Here is a 15,341-nt window from a genome sequence, read left to right as displayed (position 1 = left end):
CCCCACCCCCACCCACTAAAGTGGGCGCATGACCGCGAACCCCGCCCACACCGCCCTCTGGCCCGCCCCGCACGCGAGCGGAGCCGTCGACGCGACGGTCCACGTGCCGGGGTCCAAGTCGGTCACCAACCGTGCCCTGGTCCTCGCCGCGCTCGCCTCGGAGCCGGGCTGGCTGCGCCGCCCGCTGCGCTCCCGGGACACGCTGCTGATGGCGGGCGCGCTGCGCGCGATGGGCGTCGGCATCGAGGAGACGGTGGCGTCCAGCTCCACGGTCGCCGCCGGCCCGGACGCCTCCGGCGAGGCCTGGCGGGTCATCCCCTCGGGTCTCCAGGGTCCGGCCACGGTCGACGTCGGCAACGCCGGCACCGTGATGCGCTTCCTGCCCCCGGTCGCCGCCCTCGCGGACGGCCCCATCCGTTTCGACGGCGACCCCCGGTCGTACGAGCGTCCGCTGAACGGTGTGATCGACGCGCTGCGTCTGCTCGGCGCCCGCATCGACGACGACGGCCGCGGCGCGCTGCCGCTGACCGTGCACGGCGGCGGCGCCCTGGACGGCGGCCCGGTGGAGATCGACGCGTCCTCGTCGTCCCAGTTCGTGAGCGCCCTCCTCCTGTCCGGCCCCCGCTTCAACCAGGGGGTGGAGGTCCGCCACACCGGCTCGACGCTGCCCTCGATGCCGCACATCCGGATGACGGTCGACATGCTGCGCGCGGTCGGCGCGCAGGTGGACACCCCGGAGTCGGGCGGCGAGCCCAACGTCTGGCGGGTCACGCCCGGCGCGCTGCTCGGCCGCGACCTGATCATCGAGCCGGACCTGTCGAACGCCCAGCCGTTCCTGGCGGCGGCCCTGGTGACCGGCGGCACGGTCGTCGTCCCCGACTGGCCCGCGCACACCACCCAGCCCGGTGACCGGCTGCGGGAGATCTTCACCGAGATGGGCGGTTCCTGCGAACTGAACGACAGCGGTCTGGAGTTCACCGGTTCGGGTGCGGTCCACGGCATCGACGTGGACCTGAGCGAGGTCGGCGAGCTGACCCCGGGCATCGCGGCGGTCGCGGCCCTCGCCGACTCCCCGTCCACCCTGCGGGGCGTGGCGCATCTGCGCCTGCACGAGACGGACCGGCTGGCCGCGCTCACCAAGGAGATCAACGAACTCGGCGGTGACGTCACCGAGACCGCCGACGGCCTGCACATCCGCCCGCGCCGACTGCACGGCGGCATCTTCCACACCTACGACGACCACCGCATGGCGACCGCCGGCGCGATCATCGGGCTGGCGGTGGAGGGCGTACAGATCGAGAACGTGGCGACGACGGCGAAGACCCTGCCGGACTTCCCCGATCTGTGGACCGGAATGCTCGGGAACTGACGGGCGGACCGGGATCATGCGCCGCTACGGCAAGCACACCGACGAGGACGACATCCGCCAGCGCCCCAACCGCAAGGGCAACCGTCCGCGTACGAACATCCGCCCCAAGCACGAGGAGGCGGTCGAGGGCATGGTCGTCACCGTCGACCGGGGCCGTCTGACCTGCCTCGTCGAGGACCGCCTCGTGATGGCGATGAAGGCCCGCGAGCTGGGTCGCAAGGCCGCCGTCGTCGGGGACCGCGTCGCGATCGTCGGTGACCTGTCCGGCGAGAAGGACACCCTCGCCCGCATCGTCCGCATCGAGCCGCGCAGCTCGGTGCTGCGCCGCACGGCCGACGACGACGATCCCTACGAGCGCGTGGTCGTCGCCAACGCCGACCAGCTCGCGATCGTCACCGCCCTCGCCGACCCCGAGCCGCGCCCCCGCCTGATCGACCGCTGCCTGGTCGCGGCGTACGACGCAGGCCTGGAGCCCCTGCTGGTGCTGACCAAGTCGGACCTCGCCCCGCCCGACGAACTCCTCGAGCTGTACGGGGCCTTGGGCGTCCCCTACGTCGTGACGAGCCGTGCGGAGCTGGAGAGCGGCACGGCGGTGGACCGGGTGCGCAAGCAGCTGGACGGCAAGATCACGGCGTTCGTCGGGCACTCCGGCGTCGGCAAGACGACCCTGGTCAACGCGCTGGTCTCGCTGGAGCGCCGGCGCAGCACGGGCCACGTGAACGCCGTCACGGGCCGCGGCCGGCACACCACGACCTCGGCGCGCGCGATCCCGCTGCCGGGCAGTGAGGGCTGGGTCATCGACACCCCCGGCGTCCGCTCCTTCGGCCTGCACCACGTCGACCCGTCCCGGGTCATCCACGCCTTCCCCGACCTCGAACCCGGTACCGAGGGCTGTCCGCGCGCGTGCAGCCACGACGAGCCGGACTGCGCGCTGGACCAGTGGGTGGCGGACGGACACGCGGACCCGCAGCGGCTCTACTCCCTGCGCCGACTGCTGGCGACGCGGGAGCGCACGGAGGGTGACTGAGTCCCCTGAGCCCCCTTGTGACCTCCGCGTTGTTTGCGTGGGCGGCCCGTCGGTAAGTGCTTAGCCGGTCGGCGAATGCATAATCGCACCAAGCCGGAACCAGGCCAGGCGAAGCAGTCGACGTGCTTACACCGGAGGACGAGACATGGCGTGGCTGCTGGTCGTTGTGGCGGGACTGCTCGAAACCGGCTTCGCCGTCTGTCTGAAGCTCTCGCACGGCTTCAGCAGACTTTGGCCGACGGTCGCCTTCTGCGTCTTCGCGCTGGGCAGTTTCGGCCTGCTGACCCTCTCGCTGAAGAAGCTCGACGTCGGCCCGGCGTACGCGGTGTGGACCGGCATCGGCGCGGCGGGCACCGCCATCTACGGCATGATCTTCCTCGGCGACCTGGTGTCGACACTCAAGATCGTCTCCATCAGCTTCGTCATCATCGGCGTCATCGGCCTCCAGCTCTCGGGCTCCGCCCACTGAAGCGTCCCCGTGGGGCACGGGGAACTGCGCGACAAGCCACAACGACGCCGCACCCGCCGACGCACGCTCCCCGGCATCCCGGTAGGCGAGTCATCTCCACTGCCGCGGCAGCGCACCTCGCACCAGCTCCGTCACTCCCCCCTCCCCCGGCGGAGCCGCCACACACGACAACGACAACCGCACCACCAACTCGCACGCCCCCGCCAACTCCCCCAGGTCCCCCCGCATCGCCCCGGGCCCGGACAACGCCGTGACGGCCCGATCCCGGACGAGCGCCACGAAGTCCGCCGGCGAGGGCAACGGCCCGTCCGCCCTGCGCTGCGCGGGCACCGCGGACGACGACGGCACCGCCGAGAGCGTCGGCGACGGCAGTCGCTCACTCCAGCACCCGGTCAGCATGGCCCGTACGAGCGCGTTGCCCCGGGCCGCCGACGTGGTCCACTCGGCGGTCGCGAGCAGCCGCTCGCGCGCGTCCGCGTGGGTGGCCAGCGCGCGCTCGACACCGGCGAGAAAGCCGTCGGCCTCCCTCCGTACGAGGGCGCGTGCGAGCCCCTCCTTGCTCCCGAACTCGTTGTAGAGCGTCTGGCGGGACACACCGGCCACGGCGGCGACGTCGACCATCCGCACCGTGGACCACGGGCGGTGTGCGAGCGCCGTATAGGCGGCATCCAGAAGGGATTCCCGCGCTGCAGGCATCTTTCGCCTCCCTGGGGGCGAGCGGGCGGCACTGCAGCTCAGATTTGACGCGCGCGGGGGCACTGTCAAGGGTTCGCGGCGGCGTCGAGGGGCGTACGTCGACCCCCGCACGCCGCGATGATCAATCAGGCCGTGCGGCCCGCGCCCCGGAGGCGCCCCGAGCCCCATGACCGTGCCCGATGATCCCCCAGGCCGTATGGCTGTGGCCCGAGTGGGCCATATACGGTGCAGTCATGCCCGACTATCGCGATGACCTGCGCCTGGCCCATGTCCTGGCGGACGCCGCCGACGCGGCGACGATGGACCGGTTCAAGGCGCTCGACCTCAAGGTCGAGACCAAGCCGGACATGACACCGGTCAGCGAGGCGGACAAGGCCGCCGAGGAGCTGATCCGCGGCCACCTCCAGCGGGCACGGCCGCGCGACGCGGTCCTCGGCGAGGAGTACGGCATCGAGGGCACCGGTCCGCGCCGCTGGGTGATCGACCCGATCGACGGCACCAAGAACTACGTCCGCGGGGTGCCCGTCTGGGCCACGCTGATCTCCCTGATGGAAGCCGGCGAGGGCGGCTACCAGCCGGTGGTCGGAGTGGTCTCCGCCCCCGCGCTGGGCCGCCGCTGGTGGGCGGCGAAGGGGCACGGCGCGTTCACCGGCCGCAGCCTGTCCTCGGCCACGCGCCTGAAGGTCTCCCAGGTCTCGCGGATGGCCGACGCGTCCTTCGCGTACTCCTCGCTGTCCGGCTGGGAGGACCAGGGCCGCCTCGACGGCTTCCTGGACCTGACGAAGGCGGTCTGGCGCACGCGCGGGTACGGCGACTTCTGGCCCTACATGATGGTGGCGGAGGGCTCGGTGGACATCTGCGCGGAGCCCGAGCTGTCGCTGTGGGACATGGCGGCGAACGCGATCGTGGTGACCGAGGCGGGCGGATCCTTCACGGGCCTCGACGGCCGCCCGGGCCCGCACAGCGGCAATGCGGCCGCGTCGAACGGCATCCTCCACGACGAGCTGCTGGGTTATCTGAACCAGCGCTACTGAGCCGACGGGCTGCCGGGACACCTGAACCAGCGGTGCTGAAGAGCCGTTGGCGCGCCCTTGTGACCCATGGGCGCCCCCGAAACTCACCGCACGCCCTCTTGTTGACCCTCCCTTTAACTGCGACTCTGAGAGTCCCCCCACTTGTGAAATTGTGAATCGCTTCTCTTGGCGCTTCACCAAGGAGGTGGCTCCAGCCCATGCTCGTCCGCGACGCCATGAGCACGGTGGTCCTCACCATCGGCCCGGCACACACACTCCGCCAGGCGGCCTGCCTGATGTCCTCCCGCCGCGTAGGCGCGGCCGTCGTCCACGACGAGGACTCCTCCGGCCTCGGCATCCTCACCGAACGCGACATCCTCAACTCGATCGCCCTCGGTCAGAACCCGGACACCGAGACCGCGGGCACCCACACCACGACCGACGTCGTCTTCGCCGCCCCCGTCTGGACCCTGGAGGAAGCCGCGGCGGCGATGGCACACGGCGGTTTCCGACACCTGATCGTGCTCGACGACACCGGCCCGGTCGGCATCGTCTCGGTCCGCGACATCATCCGCTGCTGGGCCCCGAAGCGGCAGCGGGTACCCGCGTAGACGCCCCCGCACCCCTCCCGGGCACCACTGCCGGGCCCGCTCATGCCGACGGGCCGGACCCCTCATCACGCAGAGGGATCCGGCCCACCGCCCACGACAAGCGATCCAGTGCCGGTGGTCAGCCGCGCAGGGCCCGGACCGCGGCCGCCAGCCGCTTGCCGCATTCTTCGTCAGCCTGACGGAAGTTGTTGATCGCGCGCTCGGCGATGTCGTCACGGGAGACCTTGGCGATGAAACCCGCCAGATTCGCGATCAGACGCCCCTGCTCGTCCTCCGACATCAGGCGGTACAGACTGCCCGCCTGCACGAAGTCGTCGTCCTCGGAGTGGGACGCCGCCTCGGTCTCACCGGTGTGGCCGGTCACCGCGATCGGCTGCCACAGCGGACGGTCCGTCTGGAACGGACCGCCGAAGCTGTTCGGCTCGTAGTTCTTCGCGCCCTTGTGGCGACCGTCGTACAGGGAGCCGTCACGGGAGTTCGTGCGCGCCTCGGCGGCGTGCGGGCGATTCACCGGCAGGTGGTCGGCGTTGATGCCGACGCGGTAGCGGTGCGCGTCGCCGTAGGCGAAGAGCCGCCCCTGAAGCATCCTGTCGGGGGAAGGCCCGATCCCCGGCACGAAGTGCGCCGGCGAGAAGATCGACTGCTCGACCTCGGCGAAGATGTTCTCCGGGTTGCGGTTGAGCTCCAGCCTGCCGATCTCGATCGGCGGGTAGTCCTCGTGCGGCCACACCTTGGTGAGGTCGAACGGGTTGAACCGGTAGGTCGCCGCGTCGGCCGCCGGCATGATCTGCACCTGCACGGTCCAGGACGGGAACTCACCGCGCTCGATGGCCTCGCGCAGGTCGCGCTGGTGGGAGTCGGGGTCCTCACCGGCGAGCCTGTCGGCCTCCGCCTGGGTGAGGTTCTTGATGCCCTGGTCGGTCTTGAAGTGGTACTTGACCCAGAACACCTCGCCGGCCTCGTTGTTCCACTGGTACGTGTGCGAGCCGTACCCGTGGAGATGCCGGTAGGAGGCGGGAATCCCCCGGTCGCCGAAGAGCCAGGTGACCTGGTGCGTGCTCTCGGGGCTGAGGCCCCAGAAATCCCACACGTTGTCGGCTTCCTGCGAACCGGTGTACGGGTCGCGCTTCTGCGTGTGGATGAAGTCGGGGAACTTGATGGCGTCCTTGATGAAGAACACCGGGGTGTTGTTGCCGACGAGGTCGTAGTTGCCCTCCTCGGTGTAGAACTTCAGCGCGAAGCCGCGGGGGTCACGGACCGCGTCCGCGGAGCCGAGGTTGCCTGCCACCGTCGAGAACCGCAGAAAGGTCTCGGTCTGCTTGCCGACCTCGGAGAGGAACGTGGCGCGGGTGTACGGGGTGACATCCGCGGTGACCGTGAAGGTGCCGTAGGCGGCGGCGCCACGGGCGTGCACGACACGCTCCGGGATGCGCTCACGGTTGAAGTGGGCGAGCTTCTCGAGAAGCAGCTGGTCCTGAACGAGCACCGGGCCGCCGACGCCTGCGGTCTCGCTGTTCTGGTTGTCGGCCACCGGCGCGCCGGCCTCCGTCGTCAGCGGTCCCTGCGTCACGTGCGCCTCCTGCGTCATTCCGCACCGGTCCTGCCCGGTCCCACCCGACATCCAATATCGAACCGATCCTACATTAGACAAAATCCAAATCAAGCACTCATCCAAATTCACACCTATTCGGGATCTGGTCACCTTGCTGTTAAGCTGACGTGTATGAGTGACCTGTTGGAACGACTGCGCGGACGCGGATGGCGAATGACCGCGCAGCGGCGTGTCGTGGCCGAGGTCCTCGACGGCGATCACGTCCACCTGACGGCCGACGAGGTGCATGCCCGGGCCGTCGCCAAGCTGCCCGAGATCTCCCGGGCGACCGTCTACAACACGTTGGGTGAGCTGGTCTCGCTCGGCGAGGTGCTGGAAGTCGCGACGGACAAGCGCGCCAAGCGCTACGACCCGAACGCGCACCGTCCGCACCACCACCTGGTCTGCGCCCAGTGCGGCTCGATCCGCGACGTCCACCCGAGCGGCAACCCGCTCGCCGACCTCCCCGACTCGGAGCGTTTCGGCTTCACGGTCTCGGACGTAGAGGTGACATACCGGGGCCTGTGCCCCACCTGCGCCTCAGCCTGATTCTCCCGAAGCCCCGGCCTCCACGGACGCCGGGGCTTCGCCGTGTCCGCCGCACCCCGAAAACGCCGAAGGACCCAGATCTCAATGATCTGGGTCCTTCGCCTTCAAGTAGCGGGGACAGGATTTGAACCTGCGACCTCTGGGTTATGAGCCCAGCGAGCTACCGAGCTGCTCCACCCCGCGTCGATGAACTGAACATTACGTCAACCAGGTGGACCAGTGCAAATCCCATGGACGCCGCCTTGAACACGGGGCGAGGAGAGCCTCCAGGCCCGCGAGATACGACGAGAAGAGAAGCACCCACGGGGCACGGGGCGAGGCCCCCGCCGGGATTGCAGGGGCGCAGTCCCGCCGGGGGCCGAGGGCCCGGTCCGACGGCGTGCAGGGACGCAACCCCGCAGAGATCCCGGGGCACGGCCCCACAGGGGTCCAGGCCCGGTCCGCCGGAGTTCAGGGGCGCAGCCCCCAGGAAGCCAGGGCCGGCCTGGCGGGGTACAGGGGCCCAGGATCAACCTGGTGGGACACAGCCCCGCGAAGGTCCAGGGGCACGGCCCGGCGGGGTCCAGGGGCGCAGCCCGCAGGAGGCCAGGGGGCTCGCCCCGCGGGGCGCGGGGGCGCAGCCCCGCCGGGGTTCAGGGGCGGAGCCCCGGGCGAGGTTCGGGGCGGAGCCCCAGGGATGGGTCGGGTAGGGGCGGCGGGGGCGAGGACAACCCGAGACCAGCCCCCACCCACCGCCACAAAATCACGCAGACAACTCCTGCCGCAACGCATCCCGCAACCGAGCCGCCCGCTCAGCCACCTCCGCTGGCCCCAGCGCAGCGGCCCGATCAGCCCACCGCTGCCCCTCCGCCAACTCCCCCCGCCGCGCATACACGAGCGCGAGCCGAAGCGCCGCCCGCCCATGCCCCGCATCCGCCGCCCGGGTCCACCACAACGCGGCCTCCGGCTCACTCCCCTCCCGAGCCAACAACAGCCCCAGATTGAAGGCCCCGTTCCGAGACCCGGCCTCCGCGGCCGACCGGTACCACCGAGCCGCCTCCACCACATCGCCCCGAGCCGCGGCGAGCATCCCGACCCGCACCTGCGCCCGCCGATGCCCGAGGGAGGCAGCCCGCTCGTACCACTCCTCGCACTCGCTCTTCTCCTGCGTCGGCTCCCCGAGCTCGTGCGCGGGCGGCGGCGGCCGCCGGGCGTCGAGCACGGCGGCCAGCCGGTACGCGGCCTCCGCGCTACCGCCCCCCGCCGCACACCGCAGATGCCGCTCGGCCTCCAGCTCGTCCCCGTCCCGCAGCCGCGCGATACCGACCTGCAGCGCCGCCTCGGTGTGCCCGGCGGAAGCCGCCCGCTCGTACCACCGCAGCGCCGCCTCCTCGTCGTCCTCGCTCCCCCGCCCGGCGTGCAGGATCCCGAGATTGAACGCGGCGTCCACACTGCCGGCCTCCGCGGCCTTGGAGAACCACGGCTCGGCCCCGGCCGAGTCCCCGACCTGAAGCAACAGGATCGCCAGCGCGTTCGCGGCCTCACGGTGCCCCGCGTACGCGGCCCGCCGGTACCACTGCTCGGCCTGCGCGGTCCGCCCCTGCTCGGCGCAGAGCAGCCCGAGGTTGTACGCGCCGTTCACATCACCGGCGTCCATGGCGGCCCGGTACCACCGCTCCGCGGTCTGCGTCTCGCCGCGCTCGGCGTGCAGCGCCCCCAGCGCGTTGGCGGCGTTCCCGTCCCCGTCCTGCGCGGCCCGCAGCCACCACACGGCCGCGCTCTCCGTGTCCCCCGCGTCCCTCAGCAGGAACCCGAGTGCGCAGGCGGCCCGCGCCTCGCCGTCCTTGGCGGACGTCAGATACCAGCGCCCCGCCTCCTTGAGGTGCCCCCGCTTCTCCAGGATCGCCCCGAGGTGCAGCGCGGCCCGCCGGTGCCCCCGCGCGGCGGCCTGCCGGTACCACTGCTCGGCCTCTTCACCGGCGGCTCCTATGACCCCGATGACACCGTTGTCGCCCCTGCCCTCGCCCGCGTCCGCCGCCTTGCGGTCGAGCGTGCGCGCGAGCCGGTACGCCGCCTCGCGGTGCCCCCGCTCGGCGGCCGCCCGCATCCACTGCTCCGCGCCGACGTCACTGCGATGCTCCAGCAGATCGGCGAGCGCGTACGCCCCGAGGGCGTGCCCCTGCTCGGCGGACTGGCGCAGCCAGTACTCGGCGGCGGGCTCGTCTCCCCGCTCCCGGTGATAGCGCCCGAGCGCGTGCGCTGCGGCCGCGGACCCGGCGACGGCGGCGATCCGCCACCACCCGGCGGCCTCGTCGGTGTACCCGCGCTGATGCAGGAGGACACCAAGGTTGTTGGCGGCGGCGCGGTCACCGACGGCGGTGGCCGCGCGCAACTGAGGCTCGGCTCCGTCGAGATCGCCACGGCGCAGCAGCATCGCCCCGAGGACACTCATCGCCTCGACGTCGCCGGCCTCGGCGGCGAGCCGCTGACGTGCTTCCTCGGCAGCCTCGCCGGTTTCGTCCCGGTCTGAAGGCTGCACAAAACGCCCTGTATCCAACAGAGTTGCCTTGTCCCCCATAACGTCCATCGTCGCACCACCTGCAACCTGGGTACACCTGGTATACCGCAGTCAGTGAGGTCACTTCAGCGTTTTGTCGACATGCCCACAGAGAGACAAGTCAAACACAGTTATCCCAACTCCCCACGGATGGCGCAGCCTTCGGCGCGTCGCCCATGGTCGTCGCACGCACCCCGCGCACGCGTCCTACTCGGGTCGTCATACGGGTGCGGTACACGTGTGCGCACACGGCGAAGGCCCGGATCCTGTGAGGATCCGGGCCTTCGCTTTTCAGTAGCGGGGACAGGATTTGAACCTGCGACCTCTGGGTTATGAGCCCAGCGAGCTACCGAGCTGCTCCACCCCGCGCCGTTGTGTTGCAACCGTACCACGGCGCGGAGGGGGCCTCTGACCAGCGGCGAAAGGGGCCTCCGACCAGCAGCTGAGCCAGAACCGGACCAGCCGCCGACCGGCCCGACGGACCGGCCGGCGCCCCGGCCCGTACCGCCGCCCTAGGTCGTACCGCCGCTGGGACTACTGCTGCCGCTGGGGCTCGGACTGCTGCTGCCGCTCGGGCTCGGACCACTGCTCGGGCTGCTGCCCTTGTCGTTGTTCTTGCTGCCGCCGCCGCCACCGGTGGCGCTCTTGTCGGCCTTGGCCTGAGCGTCCTCGGCCCGCTTCAGCGCGTCCTGAAGATCCTTCTGCGCCTGCCCGTACGCCGTCCAGTCGCCCTTCTTGAGGGCGTCCTGGCCCTCGTTGAAGGCCTTCTGGGCGTCGGTGAGCGCCTGTTGGACCGTCGGGTTGCTCGACGTCGGCGGTGGAGTGGTCCCCGTGTCGGCCGGTGGACTGGTCGTACTGTCCGTCCCGAAGATCTTGTTGAGCGCCTGGTCGAGCGTGTCCTCGAAGGCGGTGTTGCCTCCGTAGGTCACCAACACCTTGCGCAACAAGGGGTACTTGAGGTCGCCACCGCGTACGTAGACGGGCTCCACGTAGAGCAGTCCTCCGTCGAGCGGAACCGTCAGCAGATTGCCGTACTCGACTTCCGAGTCCCCGCCCTTGAGAAGTCTGATCGACTCGGCGATGTCCTGTTGGGAGTTGAACTGGCTCTGGACCTGTTTGGGCCCGTCGACGGGTTCGCTGGTCGGCAGTTTCAGGATTCTGATCTTGCCGTAGTCACTGGTGCCCGCCTCGGAGTCGACCGACATGAAGGCGCTCAGGTTGTCCCGGCCGTTCGGCGTGAACGTCGTCGTCAGTGAGAACGTCTGCGCCTGCTGGTCGGGCATCCGCATGCTCAGGTAGTACGGCGGCACCGCGTTGCCCGACTTGTTGGTCGGGTCGTCCGGGACCTGCCACACCTCGCTGCCGCTGAGGAACGTCTGCGCGTCCTTCACGTGGTAGCGGGTGAGCAGCTCGCGCTGGACCTTGAACAGGTCCTGCGGGTACCGCAGATGGTCCATGAGCGACTGCGAGATCGCCGTCTTCGGCTCCACCGTGTTCGGGAACGCCTTCATCCAGGTCTTGAGGACCGGGTCCTTGGTGTCCCACTGGTAGAGCTTGACCTCGCCGGTGTACGCGTCGACGGTCGCCTTCACCGAGTTGCGGATGTAGTTGACCTGGTTCTGCTGGGCCACCACCGCGCGCTGGTTGTTGGTCGCGGTGAGCGAGTCCGCCGTCGTGTCACCGAGGGTGGTGCGGGAGGCGTACGGGTAGCCGTTGGTCGTGGTGTAGGCGTCGACGATCCACTGGATCTTGCCGTCGACCACGGCCGGGTAGGCGTCGCCGTCGATGGTCAGCCAGGGGGCCACCGCCTCGACGCGGTCCTTGGGGGTGCGGTTGTAGAGGATCCGGGAACCCTCGCCGATCGCGCCCGAGTAGAGGATCTGCGGCTCGCCGAACGCCACCGCGTACGCGGCGCGGTTGATCGGGTTGGAGAGGCTGACCCCGCTCTTGCCCTGGTAGCTGGTGGTCTTCTCACCGCTGTCGTCGGAGTAGTCGATCTCCTTCTGGGGACCGCCGACGATCGAGTACTGCGTGGTCTTCTCGCCGTAGTAGACCCGCTGCTCGTACGTCCCCAGGTCGCCCTTGGACGGCAGGTCGGACTCGGTGAAGACGGGCCGGCCGCCGGAGGTCGCCGTGGTGCCCTTGGCGGCCACCACACCGTATCCGTGCGTGTAGCGGAAGTGGTCGTTGATCCAGTTGTTCTTCGGAATGCCGTTCAGGTTCAGCTCGCGCAGTCCGATGACCGTGTCCTGGTCCTTGCCGTCCTTGCTGTACCGGTCGACGTCCAGGTTGGTCGGGAACGCGTAGTAGTTCTTCATCTGCTGCAACTGCTGGAACGTCGGCGAGACGATGTTCGGGTCCAGCAGACGGATGCTCGCCGTGGTGTCGGCGTCGTCGCGCTGCTTGGTCTTGTCCTTGGTGTCGCTCTTGCCCGCGTACTCCGAGACCTGGGTGCCGTCGATGCCGTAGGCCTCGCGGGTCGCCTTCAGGTTCTTCTCGACGTACGGCGCTTCCTTGGCCTGCTCGTTCGGCTGGACCTGGAACTTCTGCACGATCGCCGGGTAGAGACCGCCGATGAGGATCGCCGAGAGGACCATCAGGCCGAAGCCGATGACGGGCAGCTGCCAGGTGCGCCGCCACAGGGTGGCGAAGAACAGCAGCGCGCAGATGACGGCGATGCAGAACAGGATCGTCTTGGCGGGCAGATACGCGTTGGCGTCGACGTACCTGAGACCCGTCCAGTTGCCCGTCGCCTTGAAGTCGCTTGACTTCACGGCGAGTCCGTAGCGGTCGAGCCAGTAGGCGACCGCCTTCAGGGCGACGAAGATGCCCAGCAGCACCGACAGGTGCCCGGTCGCCGCGGCCGTGGCGCGCGCGCCCGGGGAGGTGACCCTGAGCCCTCCGTAGAGGTAGTGCGTGAACGCGGCGGCGATCAGCGAGAGCACGGCGGCGGCGAAGCCGAAGCCGAGCAGGAACCGGTACCAGGGCAGGTCGAAGGCATAGAAGGAGACGTCGAGGTGGAACTGGGGGTCCTTCTGGTCGAAGGGGACCCCGTTCACCCACATCAGCCATGTACGCCACTGGCCCGACGCCGACGCGCCGGCGATCAGCCCCACCAGGGAGGTGATGCCGACCAGCAGCCACCTCTTGTAGGGCGCGATCCCCATCCGGTACCGGTCGAGGCTCTGCTGCTCCATCGACATCGCGCTCAGCGGCGGTCGCAGCCGGTGGGCCAGCCAGATGTTCACGCCGACCGAGGCCGCCATGATCAGGCCGAAGACGAAGAAGAGCCCGATCTTGGTCCACAGGGTGGTCGTGAAGACGGACGAGTAGTGAACCGACCGGTACCAGAGCCAGTCCGTCCAGAACCCCGCGAACATGACGAACGCCATGGCCAGCACGGCCAGCACGCCCAGTGTCATGAGCAGGGTCCGGACACGCCGGGACGGTCGGCCCACTCTGATCCGTGGCCCCGTCGGGCCTCCGCCGCGGTCCGGCATCTGGAAAGCCAAGGTGCGCACCTCGAAGTTCGCTGTTGATCCGTCAGGTCCCCGTGAAGCGGACCACCCGTCAGGCTCCGTGATCGTGGAGCCTCATCTATGCAACTTACTCACGCTTTACTCGGTTCCCGGATCCGGGTACTAACGAGGCAGGATTGTGACCATGTCCAACACTCCCATGGCAGCGAGCCCGCTCACCCGGGCCGTACTCGAGATCGACGAGTACGCCTCCGGCCTCGGCTGGGACCAGCCCGCTCGCCTTTTCGCCCTCGTAGACACCGCGCGACTGCGGGCCCAGGAGCCCGGCCTCGCGGCCCAGCTCGGCCTGCAGGACGAGCCCGAGACCACCGGTCTCACCCCCATCGAGCAGGACGAGATCCCTGCCGACAAGCCGCTGGACGAGTTCCTCGGCACCATCGCCTGGCCCGACGCCGTGGTCGGCTGCGCGCTCACCGTGGAGCGGCTGATGCTGCCGCCGTCCGCGGAGGCCTCCGTCCCGGAGGGCCTGAGTGACAAGAAGCTCGCGAAGTGGGTCGCCGAGCACCCGGACCGCCAGGAGGTCCGTATGACGGTCGGCGTCCTGCGCGACGGCACCCGCGACTCCGCACTGCGTCTGCGCGAGAAGGACACGCCGACCGAGGTCCTCACGGGCGCGAGCCTGGTGCCGGGCCTGGCGGAGGCGCTGTCGGCGACGTTCGCGGACTGACGTCCTGGTGTACGTGATGGGGGCGACCCCGGACTTCCGGGGGCGCCCCCATCACGCCGTACGGCCCATGCCTGCCGTCGCCGGTCGCTCCCTCAGCCCTTGGTGGTGCACTTGGGCAGGTCGGCGGTCTTGCCGGAGCTGATGTCCTTCAGAGCGTTCATCGCGTCGTCGATGGTGTTGACCTTGACGAGGGTGAGCCCCTTGGGGGTGTCCTTGGCGGCGGCCGCGCAGTTGTCCTTGGGCGTCAGGAAGTACTGGGCGCCCTTCTCGCGCGCTCCGATCGTCTTCAGCTCGATGCCGCCGATCGGACCGACGGTTCCGCTGTCGTCGATGGTGCCGGTGCCGGCCACGAACGTGCCGCCGGTGAGGTCGCCCGGGGTCAGCTTGTCCACGATGCCCAGCGCGAACATCAGCCCGGCGCTCGGACCGCCGACGTCGGCGAGCTTGATGTCGATGCTGAACGGGAACGTGTGATCGGTCCCGGCCGAGATGCCGACGATGGCGCGGGACGCCCCACTGTCGCTGGACTTCGCCGTGGTGATGGTCACGTCCGTGGTCGCGGTGGCCGTCTTGCCCGCCTTCTCGGCGGCGGCCTGCTCCTTGGCGGGCACCACCGTGAAGACGACCTTCTCGCCGGGCTTGTGCTTGGTGACCAGCTTGGCGACGTCCTCGGGTGCCTTGACGGCCGTACCGTCGACGCTCTTGATCACGTCACCGGCGTGCAGCCGGCCCTCGGCCGGGGAGCCCTTGACGACGGTCGACACGATCACCCAGGACTTCACCGGGATGCCCAGCTCCTTCAGAGCGGCCACCTTGGCGCTCTCCTGGGACTGGCTGAACTCCTCGGCGTTCTCCTGCGTCGACTGCTGCTCGGTCTTGCCGTCCGGGTAGAGCGTGTCGTGCGGCACGACCTTGTTGTCATGCGCGAGCCACCCGTACACGGCCTCTACGAGGTTCATGTTGTAGTCGGCGCTGGTGACCCGCACAGTGGTCATGTTCAGGTGCCCGGTGGCCGGGTACGTCTTGCGTCCGGAGATCTGCAGCACCGGCTCGCCGTCGTGCTCGCCCAGGGTGTTCACCGTCGGCCCCGGTGACATCTCCGAGTACGGCACTTTGATGAACACTCCCGCGCACAGGAGCGCGATCAGGATCAGGGTGGAGGCGAGCATCGTCGCGGTGCGGCGTGGCATGCCACGACAGTACGGGACGGTGCTGTCAGCGCACTGTCGGGGCCGTCCGTACGGGGCCCGGGCGGCCCTTGCGGGGCCCTGGGC

12 protein-coding genes and 2 tRNA genes are annotated in these 15,341 nt (G+C 69.8%); 7 read left to right on the top strand and 7 right to left on the bottom strand.

The features are described 5' to 3' along the window. Positions 1-28 precede the first annotated feature (28 nt). From aroA to AAFF41_RS31070, 3 genes are all read left to right on the top strand, one after another. Positions 29-1,369, top strand: coding sequence for a 3-phosphoshikimate 1-carboxyvinyltransferase (gene aroA / locus AAFF41_RS31080; RefSeq protein ID WP_343324977.1), 1,341 nt, complete (start codon positions 29-31; stop codon positions 1,367-1,369). A 16-nt stretch (positions 1,370-1,385) separates the two neighbouring features. After that, positions 1,386-2,396: a ribosome small subunit-dependent GTPase A gene (rsgA, locus tag AAFF41_RS31075; protein WP_343324976.1), complete on the top strand. Its 1,011-nt coding sequence runs from the start codon at positions 1,386-1,388 to the stop codon at positions 2,394-2,396. Positions 2,397-2,541: 145 nt separating this feature from the next. Further along, the gene (locus AAFF41_RS31070) at positions 2,542-2,865 is read left to right on the top strand and encodes a DMT family transporter (protein ID WP_054228157.1); all 324 of its coding nucleotides are present in this window, start codon (positions 2,542-2,544) and stop codon (positions 2,863-2,865) included. Positions 2,866-2,955: 90 nt separating this feature from the next. Here AAFF41_RS31070 and AAFF41_RS31065 read toward each other — a convergent pair whose 3' ends face one another. Next, positions 2,956-3,561: a TetR/AcrR family transcriptional regulator gene (locus AAFF41_RS31065; RefSeq protein ID WP_343324975.1), complete on the bottom strand. Its 606-nt coding sequence runs from the start codon at positions 3,559-3,561 to the stop codon at positions 2,956-2,958. A 233-nt stretch (positions 3,562-3,794) separates the two neighbouring features. Between AAFF41_RS31065 and hisN the strand changes: the two genes are divergently transcribed. Together hisN and AAFF41_RS31055 are read left to right on the top strand one after the other, a co-directional pair. Beyond that, entirely contained in the window at positions 3,795-4,595 is an 801-nt protein-coding gene (gene hisN / locus AAFF41_RS31060) for a histidinol-phosphatase (protein ID WP_319746453.1), read from the top strand. A gap of 197 nt (positions 4,596-4,792) precedes the next feature. Next, positions 4,793-5,185, top strand: a complete 393-nt coding sequence (locus tag AAFF41_RS31055; RefSeq protein ID WP_319746496.1) for a CBS domain-containing protein — start codon at positions 4,793-4,795, stop codon at positions 5,183-5,185. A gap of 118 nt (positions 5,186-5,303) precedes the next feature. Here AAFF41_RS31055 and AAFF41_RS31050 read toward each other — a convergent pair whose 3' ends face one another. After that, a complete protein-coding gene (locus tag AAFF41_RS31050) occupies positions 5,304-6,773 on the bottom strand; it encodes a catalase (protein WP_343324974.1) in 1,470 nt (489 codons plus the stop codon). Between the two features lie 135 nt (positions 6,774-6,908). Between AAFF41_RS31050 and AAFF41_RS31045 the strand changes: the two genes are divergently transcribed. Continuing rightward, positions 6,909-7,325: a Fur family transcriptional regulator gene (locus AAFF41_RS31045; protein WP_054228161.1), complete on the top strand. Its 417-nt coding sequence runs from the start codon at positions 6,909-6,911 to the stop codon at positions 7,323-7,325. Positions 7,326-7,434: 109 nt separating this feature from the next. Here AAFF41_RS31045 and AAFF41_RS31040 read toward each other — a convergent pair. From AAFF41_RS31040 to AAFF41_RS31025, 4 genes are all read right to left on the bottom strand, one after another. Next, positions 7,435-7,508 (bottom strand) — tRNA-Met (locus AAFF41_RS31040). A 559-nt stretch (positions 7,509-8,067) separates the two neighbouring features. Beyond that, the gene (locus tag AAFF41_RS31035; RefSeq protein WP_319746501.1) at positions 8,068-9,891 is read right to left on the bottom strand and encodes a tetratricopeptide repeat protein; all 1,824 of its coding nucleotides are present in this window, start codon (positions 9,889-9,891) and stop codon (positions 8,068-8,070) included. A gap of 265 nt (positions 9,892-10,156) precedes the next feature. Next, positions 10,157-10,230, bottom strand: a tRNA-Met gene (locus tag AAFF41_RS31030). Between the two features lie 143 nt (positions 10,231-10,373). Then, positions 10,374-13,361, bottom strand: a complete 2,988-nt coding sequence (locus AAFF41_RS31025; protein WP_343326379.1) for a UPF0182 family membrane protein — start codon at positions 13,359-13,361, stop codon at positions 10,374-10,376. 163 nt (positions 13,362-13,524) lie between these two features. On the opposite strand from AAFF41_RS31025, the gene AAFF41_RS31020 reads away from it, so the two are divergent. Continuing rightward, entirely contained in the window at positions 13,525-14,067 is a 543-nt protein-coding gene (locus AAFF41_RS31020; protein ID WP_054228163.1) for a PPA1309 family protein, read from the top strand. A gap of 92 nt (positions 14,068-14,159) precedes the next feature. Here AAFF41_RS31020 and AAFF41_RS31015 read toward each other — a convergent pair whose 3' ends face one another. Continuing rightward, complete coding sequence (locus tag AAFF41_RS31015) at positions 14,160-15,257, bottom strand: YlbL family protein (RefSeq protein WP_319746503.1); 1,098 nt, start codon at positions 15,255-15,257, stop codon at positions 14,160-14,162. Positions 15,258-15,341: the final 84 nt, after the last annotated feature.

It is taken from the genome of Streptomyces mirabilis (assembly GCF_039503195.1).
Taxonomy (GTDB): domain Bacteria; phylum Actinomycetota; class Actinomycetes; order Streptomycetales; family Streptomycetaceae; genus Streptomyces; species Streptomyces mirabilis_D.
The sequence above is the reverse complement of the archived record's forward strand: the minus strand, read 5'-3'. Positions and strand labels throughout refer to the sequence as shown.